The organism is Marinobacter sp. M3C, from assembly GCF_023311895.1.
GTDB lineage: Bacteria > Pseudomonadota > Gammaproteobacteria > Pseudomonadales > Oleiphilaceae > Marinobacter.
The window spans coordinates 3,618,408-3,639,318 of record NZ_CP092284.1 but is presented as its reverse complement, the minus strand read 5'-3'; the positions used below and the strand labels follow the sequence as shown (position 1 = coordinate 3,639,318).

General features: G+C 58.1%; 19 protein-coding genes. 15 read left to right on the top strand and 4 right to left on the bottom strand.

Features of this window, described 5'->3' with window-relative positions:
- The first annotated feature begins 28 nt into the window (after nt 1–28).
- Nucleotides 29–718 carry a nitroreductase gene (locus MIH18_RS17045; RefSeq protein WP_249013019.1) on the top strand — a complete coding sequence of 230 codons (690 nt, stop codon included), beginning with the start codon at nt 29–31 and terminating at the stop codon, nt 716–718.
- 37 nt (nt 719–755) lie between these two features.
- Nucleotides 756–1,541 carry a 3'(2'),5'-bisphosphate nucleotidase CysQ gene (gene cysQ / locus MIH18_RS17040; RefSeq protein WP_249013018.1) on the top strand — a complete coding sequence of 262 codons (786 nt, stop codon included), beginning with the start codon at nt 756–758 and terminating at the stop codon, nt 1,539–1,541.
- Nucleotides 1,542–1,631: 90 nt separating this feature from the next.
- Here cysQ and MIH18_RS17035 read toward each other — a convergent pair whose 3' ends face one another.
- A complete protein-coding gene (locus MIH18_RS17035) occupies nt 1,632–3,131 on the bottom strand; it encodes an MFS transporter (protein ID WP_249006173.1) in 1,500 nt (499 codons plus the stop codon).
- Nucleotides 3,132–3,192: 61 nt separating this feature from the next.
- Nucleotides 3,193–3,654 (bottom strand): universal stress protein, encoded by a 462-nt coding sequence (locus tag MIH18_RS17030; protein ID WP_249013017.1) that lies wholly within the window; start codon nt 3,652–3,654, stop codon nt 3,193–3,195.
- Between the two features lie 413 nt (nt 3,655–4,067).
- Here MIH18_RS17030 and MIH18_RS17025 point away from each other — a divergent pair, with 413 nt between their 5' ends.
- The 7 genes from MIH18_RS17025 to MIH18_RS16995 all read left to right on the top strand — a co-directional run bounded on the left by MIH18_RS17025 (nt 4,068) and on the right by MIH18_RS16995 (nt 12,517).
- Nucleotides 4,068–4,910 (top strand): MFS transporter, encoded by an 843-nt coding sequence (locus tag MIH18_RS17025; protein WP_249006175.1) that lies wholly within the window; start codon nt 4,068–4,070, stop codon nt 4,908–4,910.
- A gap of 264 nt (nt 4,911–5,174) precedes the next feature.
- On the top strand, nt 5,175–7,334 hold the full coding sequence (locus MIH18_RS17020; protein WP_249013016.1) for a TonB-dependent receptor: 2,160 nt from the start codon (nt 5,175–5,177) through the stop codon (nt 7,332–7,334).
- A 95-nt stretch (nt 7,335–7,429) separates the two neighbouring features.
- The gene (locus tag MIH18_RS17015; RefSeq protein WP_249006177.1) at nt 7,430–8,518 is read left to right on the top strand and encodes an iron-siderophore ABC transporter substrate-binding protein; all 1,089 of its coding nucleotides are present in this window, start codon (nt 7,430–7,432) and stop codon (nt 8,516–8,518) included.
- Nucleotides 8,512–9,510, top strand: a complete 999-nt coding sequence (locus tag MIH18_RS17010) for an iron ABC transporter permease (RefSeq protein ID WP_249006178.1) — start codon at nt 8,512–8,514, stop codon at nt 9,508–9,510. The genes MIH18_RS17015 and MIH18_RS17010 overlap by 7 nt, the downstream gene beginning before the upstream one ends.
- Before the next feature lie 2 nt (nt 9,511–9,512).
- Nucleotides 9,513–10,550, top strand: coding sequence for an iron ABC transporter permease (locus MIH18_RS17005; RefSeq protein WP_249006179.1), 1,038 nt, complete (start codon nt 9,513–9,515; stop codon nt 10,548–10,550).
- 177 nt (nt 10,551–10,727) lie between these two features.
- Nucleotides 10,728–11,606, top strand: coding sequence for an ABC transporter ATP-binding protein (locus MIH18_RS17000; protein WP_249006180.1), 879 nt, complete (start codon nt 10,728–10,730; stop codon nt 11,604–11,606).
- On the top strand, nt 11,603–12,517 hold the full coding sequence (locus MIH18_RS16995) for a sucrase ferredoxin (RefSeq protein WP_249006181.1): 915 nt from the start codon (nt 11,603–11,605) through the stop codon (nt 12,515–12,517). The genes MIH18_RS17000 and MIH18_RS16995 overlap by 4 nt, the downstream gene beginning before the upstream one ends.
- A 375-nt stretch (nt 12,518–12,892) precedes the next feature.
- Here MIH18_RS16995 and MIH18_RS16990 read toward each other — a convergent pair whose 3' ends face one another.
- Nucleotides 12,893–13,261: a SirB2 family protein gene (locus tag MIH18_RS16990; RefSeq protein ID WP_249009050.1), complete on the bottom strand. Its 369-nt coding sequence runs from the start codon at nt 13,259–13,261 to the stop codon at nt 12,893–12,895.
- A 196-nt stretch (nt 13,262–13,457) separates the two neighbouring features.
- Between MIH18_RS16990 and MIH18_RS16985 the strand changes: the two genes are divergently transcribed.
- From MIH18_RS16985 to MIH18_RS16975, 3 genes are all read left to right on the top strand, one after another.
- Nucleotides 13,458–14,636 (top strand): NnrS family protein, encoded by a 1,179-nt coding sequence (locus MIH18_RS16985; RefSeq protein WP_249006182.1) that lies wholly within the window; start codon nt 13,458–13,460, stop codon nt 14,634–14,636.
- Nucleotides 14,637–14,738: 102 nt separating this feature from the next.
- On the top strand, nt 14,739–15,263 hold the full coding sequence (fabA, locus tag MIH18_RS16980; RefSeq protein ID WP_249006183.1) for a bifunctional 3-hydroxydecanoyl-ACP dehydratase/trans-2-decenoyl-ACP isomerase: 525 nt from the start codon (nt 14,739–14,741) through the stop codon (nt 15,261–15,263).
- Between the two features lie 11 nt (nt 15,264–15,274).
- Nucleotides 15,275–16,486 (top strand): beta-ketoacyl synthase N-terminal-like domain-containing protein, encoded by a 1,212-nt coding sequence (locus MIH18_RS16975; protein ID WP_249006184.1) that lies wholly within the window; start codon nt 15,275–15,277, stop codon nt 16,484–16,486.
- 7 nt (nt 16,487–16,493) lie between these two features.
- Here MIH18_RS16975 and MIH18_RS16970 read toward each other — a convergent pair whose 3' ends face one another.
- Nucleotides 16,494–16,847: a helix-turn-helix transcriptional regulator gene (locus MIH18_RS16970; protein WP_249006185.1), complete on the bottom strand. Its 354-nt coding sequence runs from the start codon at nt 16,845–16,847 to the stop codon at nt 16,494–16,496.
- 215 nt (nt 16,848–17,062) lie between these two features.
- Here MIH18_RS16970 and yegQ point away from each other — a divergent pair, with 215 nt between their 5' ends.
- From yegQ to sufC, 3 genes are all read left to right on the top strand, one after another.
- A complete protein-coding gene (yegQ, locus tag MIH18_RS16965; protein WP_249013015.1) occupies nt 17,063–18,403 on the top strand; it encodes a tRNA 5-hydroxyuridine modification protein YegQ in 1,341 nt (446 codons plus the stop codon).
- A gap of 223 nt (nt 18,404–18,626) precedes the next feature.
- Nucleotides 18,627–20,075 (top strand): Fe-S cluster assembly protein SufB, encoded by a 1,449-nt coding sequence (gene sufB, locus MIH18_RS16960; RefSeq protein ID WP_249006187.1) that lies wholly within the window; start codon nt 18,627–18,629, stop codon nt 20,073–20,075.
- Between the two features lie 63 nt (nt 20,076–20,138).
- Entirely contained in the window at nt 20,139–20,903 is a 765-nt protein-coding gene (gene sufC, locus MIH18_RS16955) for a Fe-S cluster assembly ATPase SufC (RefSeq protein ID WP_249006188.1), read from the top strand.
- Nucleotides 20,904–20,911 lie beyond the last annotated feature (8 nt).

Here is a 20,911-nt window from a genome sequence, read left to right as displayed (position 1 = left end):
ATCATTTTTTGTCTTTTCGGAGCCTCTTATGAACGCAGCCATCAAACCGGCTATGTCTCTGGCAGATGCCATTCTTCAGCGACGCTCCATCCGTGGTTTCTTGCCAAAAAACGTGCCAGAAGAAATCATGCGGAGCCTTTTCGAACAAGCACAGCAAGCACCGTCAAACTGCAACACCCAGCCTTGGTATGTCGTTGTTGCTTCTGGCGATCTAAGAAACTCATTACGCGATCAGTTTGTTGATCGCGCGATGCGGGGAACACCCCCTGAACCTGACTTTAACTACGTCAGCAAATTTGAAGGTGCTTATCGTGGCCGGCAAGTTGAATGTGCTGGCGCGTTGTACGGAGAAATGGAGATCGCACGCGACGACAAAGCCGGACGCAGCCGGGCGGCCCTTCGTAACTTCGAATTTTTTGATGCGCCGCATGTGGCCTTTCTTTGTATGGATCGCTCTTTTGGCGCCACCATCGCGGTAGATGTCGGCATTTATGCACAAACTCTTATGCTTGCAATGACAGCCCATGGGATTGGTTCCTGTGCCATGGGTAGTTTACGATCTCATCCTGATCTGATTCGTGATGCATTCGGACTGGAAGAGAACATCGGCGTGGTGTTCGGTATCTGTTTTGGTTATGAGGATCCGGAAATCAAGGCAAATAACACGCGAACGTCCCGCGTACCGCTCAGTGAAACGGTGATATTTAAAGATCGTTAACTTAAAATCATCACTTAATTTAACGGGCGAAACACCAATGAAGAACGACGCTTACGCATCCTTGCTTGAAAAGCTTCTTCCCATCGCTCACCGCGCCGGCAACGCCATCATGGACATTTACGCCGGCGATATAGACGTGCGTACGAAAAGCGATGCATCGCCAGTAACAGAAGCCGACGAGCTGGCCGAAGCTCTCATTTTGCCGGCGCTGCAGGCGCTGGACAGACGAATTCCTATTGTTGCGGAAGAGCAGGCTGCCGCCGGCAATACACCAGAAACCGGCGACCGCTTCTGGTTGGTAGACCCGCTGGACGGCACAAAAGAATTCATCAACCGCAACGGCGAGTTCACCGTTAACATTGCGCTGATTGAGAACGGCGTGCCGGTACTGGGCGTGGTTCTGGCGCCGGCCCTGAAGCGGCTATTCGCCGGTGGCCGGGGGCTAGGAGCTTTTGTAGAGGAAAACGGCGAGCGCAAAACCATTCAGTGCCGCCCGGTGCCAGCGGCCGGATTAACCGTTGTCGCCAGCCGCTCCCACGGCGACGAGGCCGCTCTGGCGCGTTTTCTAGCCGGCGCCAAGGTGGCCAGCCAGACCAGCGCGGGCTCGTCATTGAAGCTGTGCTTATTGGCCGCTGGTGAAGCGGACGTGTATCCGCGCCTGGGGCCCACCATGGAATGGGACATTGCTGCCGGTGACGCGGTACTGCGTGCAGCCGGTGGCCGACTGGTTACCCTGGACAACAAGCCGATGGTGTACGGCAAGCCAAACTTTGCGAACCCGCACTTTTCAGCCTGGGGTTTGAAGGCTGGGGACAGATCTTAAACGGAAACCGGGGACAGGTCTCACAGCAAGCGGGGACAGATTTCAAATCTGTCCCCGCTTGCCCCTTATCCCCTATTGCGCCAGGCCGTCTCAGCCAAGAGCAGCCTTGCGAATACGACCCTCTTCCTCGATCTGCAAGTCTACTGACGACACTGCGTATTCATCGGCGAAACCCGATTCCGGCTCTTTCAGCCACATAAAGCACAACACCCAACTTACAAACGCACCAGCGGCGATAATGTAGAAGAACTGGGAGGGAGTCACAAAGGTGAAGATCGTCAAATAAACCACCGCTCCGACGTTGCCGTAAGCTCCGGCCATACCGGAAATTTGCCCCGTCAAACGGCGCTTTATGGAGGGGATAATACCAAAGGTAGCGCCCTCTGCACCCTGCACAAAGAACGAGGTAAACACGGTCACGCCCACGGCGATAATCAGCGGCCAGCTAGAATTCAGCATGCCCATGAGCGCAAAACCCACCGCAATACCAAACATATAGCTGAGCATGACAAAGCGGCGGTTACCCATGCGGTCTGACACCAGGCCACCCATAGGCCGGGCAACCAGGTTCACAAAGGCGAAAGAGGCAGCCACCATTCCTGCGGCGGCAGCTCCCAAGCTCCAGGTTTCTTCAAAAAACATCGGCAGCATAGACACCACCGCCAGTTCCGCACCAAAGTTGGCAAAATAAGTGCTGTTCAATGCGGCAACGCTGTTAAACGGGTACTTGTCGTCTTCCGGTACGCCCTTTTTCAGGATAGGAACGTTAACCCGCAGAATCTGCACAATCTGGTAGCAAACGATGGCACAGATCACCACGTAGGCCACGATTGCACCCGTCACGCTCAGATATCCCATGTTCTCAATACGCCACACCAGAATAGCCAGTACGCCAATCAACGGAATGGTCCATAGAATCAGCTTGACCATGTCGCCCCAGGTACTGACTTCCAACGCACTCGCTTTACGCGGCTTGCGATGCACGGTTCCAACGGGGCCATCGGTAACCGCAAACCAGTAGTACACGCCATACAGCGCCATCACGATGGCGCTCTGGGCAATGGCCCAGCGCCAGCCATCATCACCGCCGTACATTTGCAGGGCTATGGTCGGCAGCGTTAATGCAGCAGCGGCCGAGCCAAAGTTGCCCCAGCCGGCGTAGAAGCCCTCGGCAAAACCAATATCGCGGGGCTTGAACCACATGGCGGTCATGTGAATACCCACCACAAAGCTCGCACCGATAGAACTGAGCACCAAACGGCTGACTAGCAGCTGGGTCATGGTATTGCCGAAGGCGAAGGTCAGCGCCGGTATCGACATCAGCACCATCAAAATCGAAAATACCCGGCGCGGGCCAAAGCGGTCCAGTGCCATACCCACAATAATTCGTGCAGGAATGGTCAGCGCCACGTTACAGATGGCAAATAGGCGCAAATCATCGGCGCTCAGCCAGTTCACGCTTTTCAGCATGCTTGACGCCAGCGGCGCCATGTTGAACCACACGTAAAATGTGATGAAGAACGCAATCCAGGTCAGGTGCAGCGCTTTAATCTCTGGATTTTTAAAACCGAATATAGCTGCGACTTTCATTTAAGCCTCCGGGAGCTTTTAGTTCTTACAGTTCTGTCAGTTGCCAGGGCACCAGCGGCCATCAGCAGCTAGGCAGAATAAGCAATGGGCATTGCACCCGGCGCGCCAGAAACGAACTGACCTTACCGAATGTCATGTAATCCAGCTCATCCACGAAATAAGTCAGTGAACGGGCAATAAAACCGCCGTCGGGCTCTTCACTGTGGCGAGCAATCACCAACATATTTGGCTGCACTTTATTTTCGGCTGCGTAGAGCAACATCTTGCGTGCGTCTCCTTCCAGCAACAGAGATTCGGCGCTGATGCCTTCCTTGACGCACATTTCCAGAGCGTCTTGCAGGGCTTTTTTCAGGCTGGCCAGCTCTTCCTGAAACAAGTCCTCGTTGCTTGCGGTTATATCCCGCGGGTTCTCAGCCACGGCAACCAGGCTGAGGGTAGGTTTAAGCTCTTGAAACATGGTGATGGCTTGTGCTAACGCCAGTTTGGCGTTGCGCGAGCCATCGTAGGCGATCATTATTTTCATAGCGGGTTTCCCGGCGAATTTATCGGCACCGTTACAGGCGTTGCGGTGGTCCATGACTGTATTAGCCCATACTTAACAGCCGCTTATAATTGATGTATATCAACGTTCATGACACCTACCCCACCAGAGAAATCAAGACTCTATCCCCCTGCGCCTGTTGCCGCGCAAAAGCCTACCCCACAGCCCCCCAGCAGGAGGTACCCCCGATGCCCCGGCCCAAATAGTCATGGTTTTGGTAACATCTGAAGATGGCAAAAAATATTTTTAAATAAGGCCTCTGCGTGCAAAACAACCGTTTTCAACCGCATCATCAAACGCTAGAAATACCGCTTGAGCCGGAGCTCGCACCAAAAACGTCGGCAACCCTTTTGGGTGCCTTGGCGCTTATGCTTTGCGGAATCAGCGGATTAATATTGGAAAACCGATTACACCTGCAGGCCAACACCCTCAGCCTGTTGTTGGCGCTGGCTGTTTTGGCAGGTTCTGGGTTACGTTTGGCGTTCGGAATAAACGCGGACCGACGAGCAATGCCCGCGAATGTCATAGGCGAAACAGCGGGCAGCAACGGTGCCGGAACACCTTGCATTCAGCAAAGCCGTCTGATGTGGCGTTTTGCAGTGTCTTATAGCGGCGTGTCTGCCAGTTTTATTGTTCTTACGTTGTGGCTGCCGCACTTTCTGGCTGAGGTGTATCAGCTTGATGTTGGCCACGCAACGCTTACCAATTTGCTTTGGGTAATACCCGCAGCGCTATTTCATGCCCCGGCTATAAAGCTGGCACGGCGATTCGGCGCGCGGCGAATGATGTACCACAGCCTGACCGGCATATTGATCGTGACGTTTATGCTCAGCTACCCGCCCACTCACTATCAGGTTCATGGCATCAACCGCGAGATTCCCTTTAACTTGAGCCTCGGTCTGCCACTTTTTTCAACGCTGATGATTGCCTTGGGCTTATTTCTTGCCCTTGGCCAGGCGGCGCTGTTTAGCCAGATGCCCCAACACTATCCCCATAAAGCAAACACGGTGGCCGCCACACTCACGATGGCCGGAGCCATTCTTGCCGCCCCGATGTTACTGGCATTCGCCACCGTCAGTGATATAACCGGCGTCTGGCAAACCAGCTTCATGCTGCTGTTTGCGCTGGCGCTGCTCACGCTGCTGCGCATGCACCTGGCCATTCGTTGTGCCGAACGCAAAGAGTGGGCTAGCGCCGCAGAATCTGCCGACCTTCCGGTGCTCTTTCGCGGCCGTTAAAAAACCGTAGAACTCTATCGCAACCCTCGCCCAAGAACACCTGCGTTGCCTAACGGAACCCCTGACACAGGGCCATTCAGAAGGGCCTAAAAGCTTGGAACTCGACCAAATGCTCGCCGTGGCGTTAAAAGCAAGTTAACGAGCCTTTATTGATCCTGCAAATATAAAGCATTATCATTTAGATTAATGCTGCAAGCCCGTACCCGCACAACGGCTTTGGGGCCGCCCGACCACCACGGGTCAACACAAGGGAAACCGTCCAGAATGCTCTACTCCGATCACCCTGCTACCAAGCGGCTGCTGTCAGTCGTTCTCTGCTCTGTCTTGCCCGGCATGGCCGTCGCGCAATCTGCCTCGACAAACCAGACACAGGCAACCAACGAGCTGTCCCCTATCGTTGTCACCGCCACCCGCAACAAGAGCCTAGCCGGCGAGACGCCCCAGAAGGTGACCATTATCACCCGCGAGGAGATCGAGCAGCAGCTGGCTATTACCCAAGACCCAAGCCAAGTGCTAAGTAACCTAATCCCATCCTACTCGCCGAGTCGCCAGAAGCTCAACAACACCGGCGAGACCTTCCGCGGCCGTTCGGTGCTGTTCCTGCTCGACGGCGTGCCACAATCCAACCCGCTCCGGGACGGCGGTCGCGACAGTTACACCATCGACCTCTCCATGGTCGAGCGCATCGAGGTAATCCACGGCGCCAGCGCCGAGCACGGCCTGGGCGCCACCGGCGGCATCATCAACTATGTCACCAAGCGCGCCAAGGCAGGCACTATCAACCAGCACGCCGGGATCAGCCTGACCAGCGGCGGCGACTTCGAGTCCGAGGGCTTCGGCCACAAGCTGGACTACCGCATCAGCGGCCAGAGTGGCAACTGGGACTACCTGGCCGCCGCCAGCAGCCAGAAACGCGGGGTCTTCTTCGACGGCAACGACGAGGTCGTGGGCACCGCCTACCATGGCGAGCTTCAGAACTCCTCCAGCTATGATTTCTTCGGCAAACTCGGCTACTGGATCGATGATAACCAGAACCTCGAGTTCTCCGTCAACCATTTCGACCTCGACATCGACGACGACTACGTGCCGGTGTCCGGCGATCGGGATGCGGGCATCCCCACCACGGCCCGCAAGGGCAACCCGGACGGCGAGCCCGGCTACAACAAGACGACCAAGGCCCAGCTGTCCTACTCCCACGGTGACTGGTTCGGCAACGAGCTGGATGCCCAGCTCTATACCCAGCGCTTCCGCGCCCAGTTTGGTGCTACTGGCCTCAGCTCCTTCCCCTACCAGGACGAGAACGGCGAGACGCGATTTGACCAAACCCGCAACGAATCCGACAAGATCGGCGGCAAGTTCACCCTGAGCCGCGACGGTCTGCTCGACGATCGCCTCAAGCTGACCACCGGCCTCGACCTGCTGCATGACGAGACCCAGCAGGTGCTGGTGAAGACCGGCCGCAACTATGTGCCCGAGACCCAGTTCCGCAACTATGCCGCCTTTCTCCAGGCCGATTACGACCTGACCGATTCGCTGAGCCTGCATGCCGGAGCCCGCCAGGAGCATGCCGTGCTAAACGTCGACGATTACTCGACCGTGGACCGCAGCACCAGCGTCGAGAACGACCTGGTATCAGTGACCGGCGGCAACCCCGACTTCGACGAGACGCTGTTCAACGCCGGCCTGGTCTATCAGGTCTCCGACTGGGCCCAGCTCTACGCCAACTACTCGGAAGGCTTCGGCATGCCCGACGTCGGACGGGTACTGCGTGGGGTCAAGACCGTCGGCCAGTCCGTCGACACCCTGATAGACCTCTCTCCCATCGTCACCGACAACCGCGAGATCGGCGCGCGCTTCGACTGGGATCGCTATAGCCTCGAGCTGAGCTACTACGAGTCCAACTCCGACCTCGGCCAGCGCATCGAGCCCGATGCCCAAGGCAGCTACCGGGTCAAGCGCGAGAAGACCGAGATCCAGGGCTATGAGATCACAGGCGAGGCCCGCCCGAGCGATGCCCATCGCCTGCGGCTGACCTACACAGACGCCGAGGGCGAGTCCGACTCCGACGGCGACGGCCAGGTCGACACCAAGCTGACAGGCCGCGACATCGCCCCGGAGACCCTGAAGCTCGGCTGGAGCGCGGCCTGGACCGAGAAGCTGTCCACGCACCTGCAGTACAGCCGCTACTTCGACCGCAGCTTCGACGATCCGGATCTCGAGTTCAACGGCTACGGCCTGATCGATGCCTCCCTGGCCTTTCGCCTGCCGGTGGGTCGCGCCAGCTTAGGCATCGAGAACCTCACCGATAAGGACTACTTCACCTACTATTCGCAGTCGTTCCCCCAGTCGTCCGCGCTGGAAGACGACCTGTACTTCAAGGGCCGCGGTCGCACCCTCACGTTGGGCTACCAAGTCGACTTCTGAGGCGAAGCGACCGAGCGATCCGTCTTATTGAGCGGCGCCAGCCTGGCGCCTGCCATGCTCCACGACGGGAGTATCCATGACAAAAGCTGTCGAGCATGACCATGCCGCTAACCGACTACCTGGCCGACCGCTTCGGCCGCAAGCGTATATATCGGCTGGGCCTGTGGTGCACCAGAGCCGGGCTGCTGGTCGGCCTGGCGCTGGGGCCCAGCGCTCTCGCCGCGAATGCGCCCCAGAGCGGGCGCAGCGTCGCCAATGCCTTCGGTGACACCCATATCTCCGCCCCCCCGCAGCGGGTCGTCACCCTCTACCAGGGGGCGACGGACAGCGCGGTAGCGCTCGGCATCACCCCAGTGGGCGTCGTTGACTCCTGGCTGGAGAAACCCATGTATCGCTATCTGCGCGAGGCTCTGGCCGGCGTCGAGCACGTCGGCCTGGAGACCCAGCCCAACCTGGAGAAGGTGGCCTGGCTGGCCCCCGACCTGATCGTGGCCACGCGCTTTCGTCACGAGCGGGTTCGGCCGCTGTTGGAGCAAATAGCCTCCACGGTGGTCACCGGCACCGTCTTCGACTTCAAGGCCAGCCTGACGCTGATGGCGCAGGCCACCGGCCGCGAGGCCCGGGCCCGAGCATTGATACGGCAGTGGGACGACCGGGTGGCCGATTTTCGCCGGCAGATCGCCGACACTTTGGGCGATGATTGGCCGCAGAAGGCCGCCGTGGTGCGCTTTAAGAGCGACCATGTGCGTCTTTACTCCACGGGGTTCGCCGGCTCGATCCTCGATGAGCTGGGCTACGAGCAGCCGGGCGCCGTAGATGACCAGGGCTGGGGAATGAAGCTGACGAGTGAGGAGAACATTCCCGTCCTGAACGCCGACGTTATTTTCGTGCTGCTGGAGCCGGACGACCCCGCCATCGCTCGGAACTATCGACACTGGGCCTCTCACCCCCTCTGGCAGCGACTGGATGCCGTGCAGGATGACCGCGTCTTCGAGGTGGATGCGGTGACCTGGATCATGGGCGGCGGCATCCTGGCCGCCAACGCGATGCTCGATAGCCTCTATGTCCACTACGGACTGGATAACCCCAACAGGCTTTCGATGCCTACGCCGGCCATGCGGGCTTGCGACGCCGATATCACCAAAGTGCCCAAGCCCCGCGACGAGGGGGCCGCCGCATGCTGATTGGCCGTTTTTACCGGGGCCTGGGACTGCTGCTGGGTCTGATTCTGGTCGCCGCGGCTTTCGTGGCAAGCGTCATTCTGGGCACTACCGAAATCGCCTGGCCCACTTTTTTCGAGGCGCTTACTCACTACGACCCCAGCCGGGTCGCGCATATCATCCTGTTCACGGAGCGCCTGCCGCGGGCGGTCATCGCCACCCTGGTCGGCGCAAGCCTGGCCATAGCCGGCGCCCTGATGCAGACCATTACCGGCAACCCTCTGGCCTCGCCGAGCATACTGGGGATCAATGCCGGAGCTATGTTTTTCGTGGTGATCGCGGTCTCTCTATTGCCCCTCCATACCCCCGCCGACTACGTTTGGGCAGCGTTGCTGGGAGCCCTGGTAGCGGCCTGCCTGGTGGTGCTACTGAGTCGCGGCCGTCATGGGGAGCTGGCGCCGCTGCGAGTGGTGTTGGCGGGGGTAGCCGTCACCGCCATGTTCGTCTCGTTCAGCCAGGGCCTGCTTATCATCGACCGCCAGAGCTTCGAGAGCGTGCTGTACTGGCTGGCCGGTTCCGTCTCCGGCCGTGAGCTGTCGCAGGTGGTGCCATTGCTGCCGCTCTTCGGTGGCGCCCTGCTGCTGTGTGCCCTGCTCGTCAGGCACGCCAATGCCCTGTTGCTGGGCGATGACATAGTCAAGGGCCTGGGCATGCGCGTCGGCACCATTAAGCTGTTGCTAGGCCTGGTGGTGATCCTGCTGGCTGGTAGTTCGGTGGCGCTGGCAGGCATGATCGGCTTCGTTGGCCTAATTGTGCCGCATATGGCGAGAGAGATTTTCGGCGTCGACCACCGCTGGCTGCTGCCGGCCTGCGCCCTTCTGGGAGCGGGCCTGCTGCTGCTGGCTGATGTGGCCTCGCGCTTCCTGATGGCCCCACAGGATGTGCCAGTGGGTGTGATGACCGCGCTGATCGGCACGCCTTTTTTCATCCATCTCGCGCGTAGGAAACCGGCCTGACCATGACCCGCCCCTTGACTCTGACCCCTTCGATCGACGCCACCGTCGCTGCCGGCCGGGCGCGCTACACGAGCCTCTTGGGCCTGCTAGGGTTGGTATTACTGTCCAGCATGGGCCTGTCGCTTAGCCTCGGCAGCTTTCCCACCTCGTTCCCGGAAATCCTGCACGCATTGGCGACACCGCAGGACAGCGATATCGCCTTTATCGTCTGGGAGCTGCGTCTGCCGCGCCTCCTGCTGGCCGTGCTGGTGGGCGCGGCCCTGGCCGTGGCCGGTGCCATCCTCCAAGGTATGGTGCGCAACCCGCTGGCCTCCCCCGATGTGATCGGCATCACCAGCGGCGCCGCCTTGGCCGCCGTGACCTTCCTGGCGTTGTTCGGCACCACTCTGAGCATCCATTGGCTGCCGGCCGCCGCGCTGATCGGTGCACTGTTTGCTGCCCTGCTACTGTTCCTGCTGGCGTGGAAGGGGGGTGTTGCTCCCTCGCGCCTGGTGCTGGTCGGCATCGGGCTGTCCGCCGCCATGGGCGCCCTGACCACTCTGTTGATCGTGATCAGCGACGATGCCGTTGCTATGACCGCCTACGTATGGCTAACCGGTAGCCTCTACGCCGCTCAGTGGCAGGACGTGTTGGGCATGCTGCCCTGGGTGCTGGTGGCGGTACCGTTGTGTTTGGCCTATGCACGGCATATAGATGCCATGGCGCTCGGTGACGCAGTGGCCCAGGGGCTCGGCGTGAACCTGTTGCGCAGCCGGCTGGTAATGGTGGCCTGCAGCGTGGCCCTGGCGGGCGCAGCCGTGGCCTTCGCCGGAGGGCTCAGCTTCGTGGGCCTGATCGCTCCGCATATCGCTTCCCGCCTGGTGGGCCGAGGATTCGCCCGGCTGGTACCCGCCGCCGCCCTGGTGGGTGCACTGATCGTGCTCTACGCCGACCTGCTCGGCCGGGTGGCCTTTCTCCCCAAAGACCTCCCCGCCGGCATTTTCGTCTCGGGGGTGGGCGCGCCCTTCTTCGTTTTTCTGCTGCATCGTACCCGCCACTAGGCGCTCCAAACACTTATGACACAGGGCACCGGAAACAAGGCGAAGATACGCCCTTTACTATGGGTAAGGCGTAAGGCGGAGAGCATCCTATGCTGATTAAGGCGATTTCAAATATTGATAATGAGAACGTTTTACCTTATGGTTCTTAGTCTCATATACTCACTAACGAGCCAGCCCATGCCCCCGACACCCGCCAAGCCGCCTCGACTGACGGGCAAAGCCCTGCGTGCCGGTTACAACTCCCAGCATGTGCTAAACGGCGTCGATTTTGCGGTAGACGAGGGCAAGCTGACGGTACTGCTCGGCCCAAACGGTAGCGGAAAGTCAACACTGCTGAAGACACTGGCGCGCACCCTGGTGCCCAGCGCCGGACGCGTCTGTCTCGATGGCAAAGACATCCACCGCCGCAGTACACGCGAGGTGGCACAGCGTCTGGGTATCTTACCGCAGGGCCCTTCCGCACCGGAGGGCCTGACGGTCAGGCAACTGGTCGGTATGGGGCGCTTTCCCCACCAGCGATGGTGGCGACAGGATGCCGAGCAGGATGCGCGCGCCATTCGCGAGGCAATGGTCTACGCCGATGTCACTGACTTTGCCGAGCGCAGTGTCGACGCGCTCTCCGGTGGACAGCGCCAGCGCTGCTGGATCGCTATGATCCTGGCTCAGGACACAGATTTGATCCTGCTCGACGAGCCGACGACCTTTCTCGATCTGAAGGTCCAGGTGGACCTCCTGGAGCTACTGGTTCTGCTCGCTCACGACAAGGGACGCACACTGCTGGTGGTACTACACGACCTCAATCTGGCCGCGGCCTATGCCGACATTCTGGTAATGATGCGCCAGGGCCGTATCGAACATAGCGGGCCACCGGAAACGATCTTTACTAGCGCCCATCTCAAGCAAGTCTTCGACCTTGATGCGCATGTCATTCGCGATCCGCATACTCAGCGCCTGCTCTGCGTGCCCAGCCTGACGGGTACCACGCCGATTTCCCAGGTGGTGTCCGGGATCGCGCATGGCGGATCCCGTCCCGTTACCACGATGAGTCGCCGATGACCGCCGCCCCAAGAAAGTTCTGTTCCATCGAAAGCGCCGAGATCGGCGACCCGCTAGTGGGCACTGGCGCGCATGCCACACGCAACCTGCTGATCAGCTGGCCGCGGGCCAAGTGGCTGCGCAACCTCCGCCAGGCCAGTGATATGCCGGAAGAGGTGCTCGACCTGCTCAACGCCATCGCCGACGACGGCCGTCGGGTGAATCTGATACATCGCCAGGAACAGCCAACTCATCACCATCGGTTGGTACTAATGCCGGAGGGTCGGACATACGACGTAGCGAGGGAAGAACTGGCCGAGCTACTGCACGCCTTCGACGATGGGAAATCAGTCGAACGCTGGCGAGCCGGCAGCGTCGAGGGATCGCTGATTCTTTGCTGCACCCACGGCAAGAAGGACAAGTGCTGCGCCAAGTTCGGTTACCGCAGCTACAAGGCGCTGGCCAGCGCCGCGCAGCAGTGTGCTTACCCCTTCGATGTCTGGGAGAGTTCCCACCTGGGTGGCTGTCGGCTCGCCGCCAGCGTCATGGTCTTCCCTGCGCGACGCAAGTACGGTCGCCTCACTACCGACGACGTGCCTCGCCTGTTACAGGCCGAGGCCGAGGATCGCCCCTACCTGCCCTGCTACCGCGGCGACTCGCAACTGACGCCCGCCGAGCAGTGCGCCCAGGTGGCGGCGCTTCAGTGGCTCGCGGCCCGCGGCAACACCGCCCGGGTTTGGGTCGAGGACGCACTGACCGATGCGGATGGCTCTCGCCTGCGGCTGCCAGTCCGCTGGCAGGCCGGTGACCAGCAGGGCCAGCTGGTGGTGAGCTGCCTTGAGAGCGAGCTGATACGTCACGACACCTGTGCCGACTACCAGCGCGACGGCGCCCAGCCCAGCCGTGTCTGGCGCGCCATTCAAATCGACTGATGATCTAGCCTCTCGGGTCGCGCCTCTAGCGCTCCTGAGTGACAATACCTTCATGCGACGAGAGCCACCATGACCCTGAATTCACTACTGCACTGATGTCCTCTGTCAGATCCGCGTGAACTTTCGCAACGTCATTCAGAATATCGCCTGCCCCAGTCAGGATCATTTTTTCTATCACCGGCCGAAACTCCAGGGGTAGACAATTCAGCAAGCTAAAAGCTCTTTGGCCCGTTGCGAAGCTAAATTCCCTGCCGGAGCCCTGCTGGTAACAGATTCGCCTGTGTTCTCACAACAGATTGCGAACAGATAATAGGCTGGGCAAGAATGGGGTGCGCCCCGGGCACAAAGGACAGCCCGCAGCGCGACCCAAACGCGTTAGGAGAACAGTATTGGCTTGGCGGTCGCCAAGTAAAATATTGCGGCTATCTGAACCAGTGCAAGCACCGCTGCCACGATGCGTGCGCGCTTATCAACGCTGACTTTTAAAGCGAACAGCCCGGCTATTATATAACCCACCAGCAAGATTATTTTGGCCGTTAACCAGCCATGGACTAACGGCATCCACGGCGTTACAAACACCAGGCTGATAGCGCTGGCCAGCAGCACCGTGTCGTTAGCGTGGGGAATCCAACGCAAGGGCGTTTGTCGCCAACCGGGGCGGCCCACGGCATCCATCAGCAAGCGGAGTGCGAAAAGCGTCACCGTCAGATACGCGGTAAGCATGTGTATGCTTTTTAAAGTCATGTACACGGGGAGGGTTCCTTGATTTCGATGAAATTGATTATAAACCGCGCAAAATAGTCTCTCTCGGCCCAAATCGAAGGGCAAAAGCGCGACGACAAAAACGACATTGTACGCAGACTACTCCTATGCGGGTATGTCATTTGAACTGGCCTTCCTTTAACATATACTTAAAATACCACTATTAACGGAGACCCCCATGGCGATTCCGACACCATCCGCCGACCGCGCCAGTATCGGTCAGCTGTTCGGTTACCCTTTTCGCATTTTCTTCCTGTCTATGGCTCTGCTGGTTGTTGTTGTGTTGCCAGTATGGGTGCTTCAGGCAACAGGCACGCTACAACTGCCACTAGCCTTGCCCGGGGTGCTATGGCACCAGCACGAAATGCTGTTCGGGTTCCTGACCGCCGCCATTGCGGGCTTTCTGCTAACGGCCGTATGCACCTGGACCCAGACCGATCGAATTCATGGGCTGCGCCTTGCTCTATTATGGGGTGTATGGCTTGCTGGCCGGCTATTGCTGGCATTTGGCGGTGATCTTCCCGTTTGGCTGGTGCAGGGTGTGAATCTGGCCTTTCTGCCGTTGGTGATGATCGATGCCGGCTGGCGTGTCTGGCACGCGCGGCAGAAACGCCAACTGATGATACTGGTGGTACTGGGCCTCTTATGGCTGATGCAAATCGGCTTCGTTACCCGTCTTGATCCGGTTTATGGCTACGGTGCACTGCTGATGGGCCTGGCCCTGATCAGTATTGTTGGCGGGCGGATCACACCGGCCTTCACCAGCGGTTATCTGAGCCGCCAGGGGCTGAGCCCTACGCTGGTGAAAAATTCGGCCAAACTGGATATGGCCAGCGTATTTGCGATGATTGTGCTCCTGGCAATGCTGGTGAGCGGCTGGCGCACCCTTGCCGGCGTGATGGCCATCGTTGCCGCGGGTATTATGTTGGTGCGACTTTACAATTGGAAAGGTTGGTTGACCCATAAAGAACCGCTGTTATGGGTGTTACATCTGTCGATTCTGTGGGTGCCGGTGGCGCTGGTTCTGTTGGCGGGCCATCTGTTGTTGGAATGGCCTTCAAACGCCTGGGCCCACGCTGCGGGCGCAGGCGCCATTGGCTGCCTGATATTCGGGGTTATAGCACGGGTAACCCTGGGCCACACCGGCCGGCCGCTGGTGCTGCCACGGGGTATGGTAACCGCCTTTGTATTGATCCAGCTGGCCGCGGTGGCAAGGGTGCTGACGGCCTTCAATATTCTGGGCTGGCACGCCGGTATTGGCGTCAGCACTCTGCTATGGCTGATCGCCTTTGGTATTTTCCTGTGGCGCTACACTCACATATTGGCTAGCCCACGGCCAGACGGCAAAATCGGGTAAACATTGCGCAAATTTTGTAATTATCCACTAATGGTCAATAGCATCAGGCGAATTTCGAGCTAAAGTTATAGAAAATCATCTTGTGAAAGAGACATCGGCACTATGGATTCCAACCCGTACCCCAATACGTTTAGCAAACAAGACCTGATCGACTGCGGTCACGGTGAATTGTTCAAGGGCGCTGGCATGCGCCTGCCCATTGATGAAATGCTGATGTTCGACCGCATCACCCATATTGGGAGCGAAGGCGGGCTTTACGGCAAAGGTGGCCTGACCGCAGAGCTGGATATCAATCCGGACCTGTGGTTCTTCAAGGTTCACTTTGACAGCGATCCCGTTATGCCGGGCTGCCTGGGGCTTGACGCCATGTGGCAGCTGCTCGGTTTCTACCTGGCATGGACCGGCGGCCGGGGCAAAGGCCGCGCGCTGGGTTCCGGTGACGTGAAATTCTTTGGCCAGGTTCTTCCTAATGCCAAAAAAGTCACTTACCATCTTGATTTTAAACGCCTTATAAAGCGCAAGCTAACCATGGCTATCGCTGACGGCCGCATGGAAGTGGACGGCAAGGAAATTTATACGGCCAAAGACCTACGGGTAGGCTTGTTCACCTCCACCGACAATTTTTAGGAGTGACTGACATGCGTCGCGTTGTAATCACCGGGATGGGCATTGTGTCTAGCCTTGGAACCGACATAAAAGCTGTAACCAAATCACTGCGGGAAGTGAAGTCCGGTATCGGCTTCAGCGAAGAAGCCCGCGATAACGGCCTACGCAGCCAGATTTGCGGTCAGATCAACCTGAACCTTCCAGAATTGATTGATCGCAAGCTGTGGCGCTTTATGTGCCCGGCTGCCGGCTATGCCTACCTGTCTACGGTCGAAGCCCTGACCCAGTCCGGCCTGACCGACGAGCAGATCCGCGCCAACACCACCGGGGCCATTTTCGGCACCGGTGGTGCATCTACCGTGGAGCTGATGGACGCCATCGACACCCATCGTGCAAAAGGCATTCGACGGGTGGGTCCTTACCGGGTGCCTCGCACCATGGGCAGCTCTATTAATGCCAGCATTGCCACGGCGTTCGGCATCACCGGTGTCAACTACGGCATTACGTCGGCCTGTGCCACCAGCACCCACGCGGTTGGCCACGCTGCAGATTTGATTGCTATGGGCCGCCAGGACGTCATGCTGGCCGGCGGTGGCGACGACATCCACTGGAGCCTGAGCATGTTGTTCGACGCCATGGGCGCGCTGTCCACCAAGTACAACGACACCCCGGAGAAAGCGTCGCGCACCTACGATGCTAACCGTGACGGTTTCGTGATTTCTGGCGGCGGCGGCACCCTGGTGCTGGAAGCTCTAGAACACGCACAAGCCCGCGGCGCCAACATTCTGGCGGAAGTCGTCGGCTTTGGCGCAACCTCTGATGGCGCCGATATGGTCGCCCCCAGCGGCGAGGGTGCAGTACGCTGCATGCAGCAGGCGATGAAAAACATCGACGGCGAAATCAGCTACATCAACACCCACGGCACCAGCACGCCGGCCGGCGACATCACCGAACTGAAAGCTATCAAGCAGGCCTTCGGTGACCGCATTCCGCCGCTGAGCTCTACCAAAGCACTGAGCGGCCACGCTCTGGGCGCGGCCGGCGTGCACGAAGCCATTTACAGCCTGATCATGCAGCGTGAAAGCTTTATTTGCCCATCAGCCAACATCGAAAATCTGGATGAAGGCGCAGAAGGTTATCCGGTCGTGCGCGAAGTGCGCGAAAACCAGAACCTGGAATATGTGATGAGCAACAGTTTCGGCTTTGGCGGCACCAACGGCAGCCTGGTGTTTAAAAAGTTCTAAGCTCGATTCAGGAAAACCTGACCGAGCGGTATTCAGCCGGCGACGAGCCCATCCAGCGCTTGAACGCCCGGCTGAATGCACTCAATTCTGAAAATCCAAGATGCTCGGCAATTTCTACCAGCGGCTTGGTTTTATCTTGCATGTAGGCCAACGCCTGCTTGCGGCGAACGTCCTCTAATATACGCGCGAAAGTTAGCCCTTCCGCTCGCAGCTTTTTGTGCAAGGTATAGCGGCTCATGTGCAGCTGTGACGCCACCACCTCTACACCTACCTTTCCTCTGGCCAGCTGGCCGTCAATCAAAGCACGCACGCGGATACTCAGAGATGCCCGCGCAGCCTGCTGCTGCCCGTTTACAGCCATGAAACCCCTCCCGACTCAGAATATATTGTCATCTTTTAAAAATTCAGTGGTGAAAGATAAACCATCAAAGCATTCAGCGTACAGATGTTAGCTGAAATTAATCCATAATACCCTTGAGCGAGGTCAACTGACATTCCGATTGGCTCGGGCACAATAGCGCGCTCGCGCCTCTTGATAAGCGCCCTATCCTCAACATACTCATCCCGGAGCCCGTTATGAATACCCCGGAACTGCTTGCGCCCGCTGGCACCCCCGAGCACCTTGAAACCGCCTTTGCCTATGGCGCCGATGCGGTTTATGCCGGCCAGCCCCGCTATTCCCTGCGGGTTCGCAACAACAGTTTCAAGAACGCAGCCGCCTTGGGCGCTGGTATTGAGCGCGCTCACAATTTAGGCAAACAGTTCTATCTGGTCTCTAACATTGCACCCCACAATGACAAGGTTCGCTCCTATCTGAAAGATCTGGCGCCGGTGCTGGAGCAACAACCCGATGCGCTTATCATGTCCGACCCGGGTTTAATCATGCTGGTAAAAGAGCATTGGCCAGACCAGCCCATACACCTGTCTGTTCAGGCCAACGCGGTAAACTGGGCAACAGTAGAATTCTGGCGCAGCCAGGGCATCAGCCGGGTAATTCTGTCACGGGAACTGGCACTGAACGAAATTCGCGAGATCCGCGAGCGGGTGCCGCAGATGGAACTGGAAGTGTTTGTACACGGCGCTCTGTGCATGGCTTACTCCGGCCGCTGCCTGCTGTCGGGCTATATGAACCACCGCGATGCCAACCAGGGCGCCTGCACCAACGCCTGTCGTTGGAACTACAAACCGGTGGCACACTGCCACGATCAAACCGGCGACCTGATCGCCTGCTCTTCTGACAACCCTGTGCAGGAGGCTTTACCCAGGGAGATAGAACCCAAGGAAATTCTGCTGGAAGAACCCAACCGGCCCGGCAGTTTAATTCCTGCTTATGAGGACGAACACGGCACCTACATCATGAATTCCCGTGACCTGCGCGCGGTGCAGCACGTGGCCGCCCTGTGCGAAATGGGCGTGCACTCACTGAAAATTGAAGGCCGCACCAAAAGCACCTACTACGTAGCACGCACTACGCAGGCCTACCGCCGGGCTATTGACGAAGCTGTGCAAGGCAAGCCTTTTGACATGAGCCTGATGGACGAGCTCGAAGCTCTATCGAACCGCGGTTACACCGAAGGATTCCTGCGCCGCCACCTGCCCCAGGAATATCAGAGCTACGAGCGGGGTTCGTCCTATCTGGGCAGCCAGCAGGTGGTGGGCGCCATCGCCGACGCCAACGACCAGTGGCTTACCATCACCGTAAAAAACAAATTCTTCATCGGTGACCTGCTGGAACTGGTCACCCCCAGCGGCAACCTGCGATTCACCCTACCTGCTATGGAAAAGCTGAACGGCGGCACTGTGGATTGCGCCCCCGGCAGCGGCCACATCGTACGTATTCCTGTGCCGCCAAACACTCCGGCGCAGCTTGTTCACAGCTACCTGACACGTATCCTACCGAATGGCACGCAAGGCTAAACTACACGTATAATAACTCGCACTGGCCACAACCCAGACGCGCAACCTGCTTTAAAAGCGGTTTGCGGTCTAAAGCGTTTTTCCTCGATTTAATACCTGACTAAATTACTCTGGTATTGTACAATCAACGTCAATAAGCAACAGATCAGCCCAGCAACCTTTGCGGTTGCTGGCAAATTAAAGGGCGTCACAGCCCACGATAAAAGAACACGGAGCGACGATCATGGCGACCACAGACAAAGAGGTAAGAGAACTCATCAAACGGGAATACGAACACGGGTTCGTGACCGAGATTGAGTCAGACACCTTTGAGCCGGGCCTCAATGAAGACGTAATTCGCCGTCTTTCTGAACTCAAGCAAGAACCCGAATTCATGCTGGAGTGGCGCCTGAAAGCCTATCGTCGCTGGCTCGAGATGGAAGAGCCTGACTGGGCACACGTTGATTACCCTAAGGTGAAGTACAACGAGATTTCCTATTACTCCGCGCCCAAGCGCCCGGAAGATATGCCCCAGAGCCTCGACGAAGTTGATCCTGAGCTGCTGCGCACCTATGAAAAATTGGGTATTCCTCTGCATGAGCGGGCCAAACTGGCCGGCGTTGCAGTAGATGCAGTATTCGACTCTGTGTCGGTCGTCACCACTTTTAAAGAGCCACTGGAAAAAGCAGGCGTTATCTTCTGCCCGATTTCAGAAGCGGTTCAAAAATATCCGGAACTGGTGAAGAAGTACCTGGGCAGCGTGGTTCCCGCCGCTGACAACTACTTCGCCGCGCTCAATTCGGCGGTATTCTCCGACGGCTCCTTTGTGTACATCCCCAAAGGTGTGCGCTGCCCGATGGAGTTGTCGACCTATTTCCGCATCAATGCTGCCAACACCGGCCAGTTCGAGCGTACCCTGATTATTGCCGACGAGGGCAGTTACGTTAGCTACCTGGAAGGCTGCACGGCACCCATGCGCGACGAAAACCAGCTGCACGCTGCGGTCGTCGAACTGGTGCTACTGAAAGACGCCCAGATCAAATACTCCACGGTACAGAACTGGTACCCCGGCGATGAAAATGGCAAAGGCGGCATCTACAACTTTGTTACAAAGCGCGCCGCCTGCATCGGTGACAACTCCAAAGTATCCTGGACCCAGGTCGAAACCGGTTCAGCCGTTACCTGGAAATACCCCAGCTGCATACTGCGTGGCGACAACAGCGTGGGTGAATTTTACTCAGTCGCGCTGACCCACAACTACCAGCAGGCCGACACCGGCACGAAAATGATTCACCTGGGCAAGAACACCCGTAGCACGGTGATTTCCAAGGGTATCTCCGCCGGTCGCAGCTCAAACACCTACCGCGGTCTGATTAAGTTCAACCCGGGAGCCGAAGGCGCACGAAACTTCACCCAGTGTGACTCCTTGCTGATTGGTGACCGCTGCGGCGCCCACACTTTTCCGTACATAGAAAGTAAGAACAAGTCGGCCATCGTGGAACACGAAGCGACCACCTCGAAAGTCAGCGACGAACAGATGTTCCTCTGCCGCCAGCGTGGTATTAACGCGGAACAGGCTGTATCCATGATCGTCAACGGCTTCTGTAAAGAAGTCTTCAAAGAGCTGCCCATGGAGTTTGCGGTAGAAGCCGGCAAACTGCTGGAAGTCAGCCTGGAAGGCTCGGTCGGTTAAGCTTTGTAGAAGCCCAAAATTTGATTGAAACGAATTCAAAAGCTTAAAAGAGAGAAATCACACATGCTGAGCATCAAAAACCTGCACGCCTCCGTTGAAGGCAAACAGATTCTCAAAGGCATCAACCTGGAAATAAAAGCCGGCGAAGTTCACGCCATCATGGGCCCCAACGGCTCCGGCAAAAGTACCCTATCGCAGGTGCTGGCAGGCAATGACGCATTTGAAGTCACCGAAGGCGACGTTACCCTCAACGGCGACAACCTGCTTGAACTGCCCACCGAAATGCGTGCCCGCGAAGGCGTTTTTCTGGCGTTCCAATACCCGGTTGAAATTCCCGGCGTCAGCAACCTGCAGTTCCTGCGCACCGCCGTTAACGCCATGCGCAAGCACCAGGGCAAAGACGACATGAACGCCGCTGAATTCATGAAGCTGGCCAAACAGGTTTCCAAACAGGTCGACCTGGACCCCGCTTTTCTTAAACGCGGCGTGAACGAAGGCTTTTCTGGTGGCGAAAAGAAGCGTAACGAAATCATGCAGGCGTTGCTGCTGCAGCCAAAACTCGCCATTCTTGACGAAACCGATTCCGGCCTTGATATAGACGCCCTGAAAGTGGTTTCCGACGGCGTAAACGCCTTGCGCGCGCCCGATCGCGCCATTCTGATGATTACCCATTATCAACGTCTGCTGGATTACATTGTTCCAGATTACGTACACGTACTAGCCGATGGTAAAATCATCAAGTCCGGCGGCCGTGAATTGGCCTTGGAACTGGAAGCGAAGGGTTACGGTTGGCTCGGAGTCAACGACGCAGCAACTGCCAGCCACTGATCGGGAGG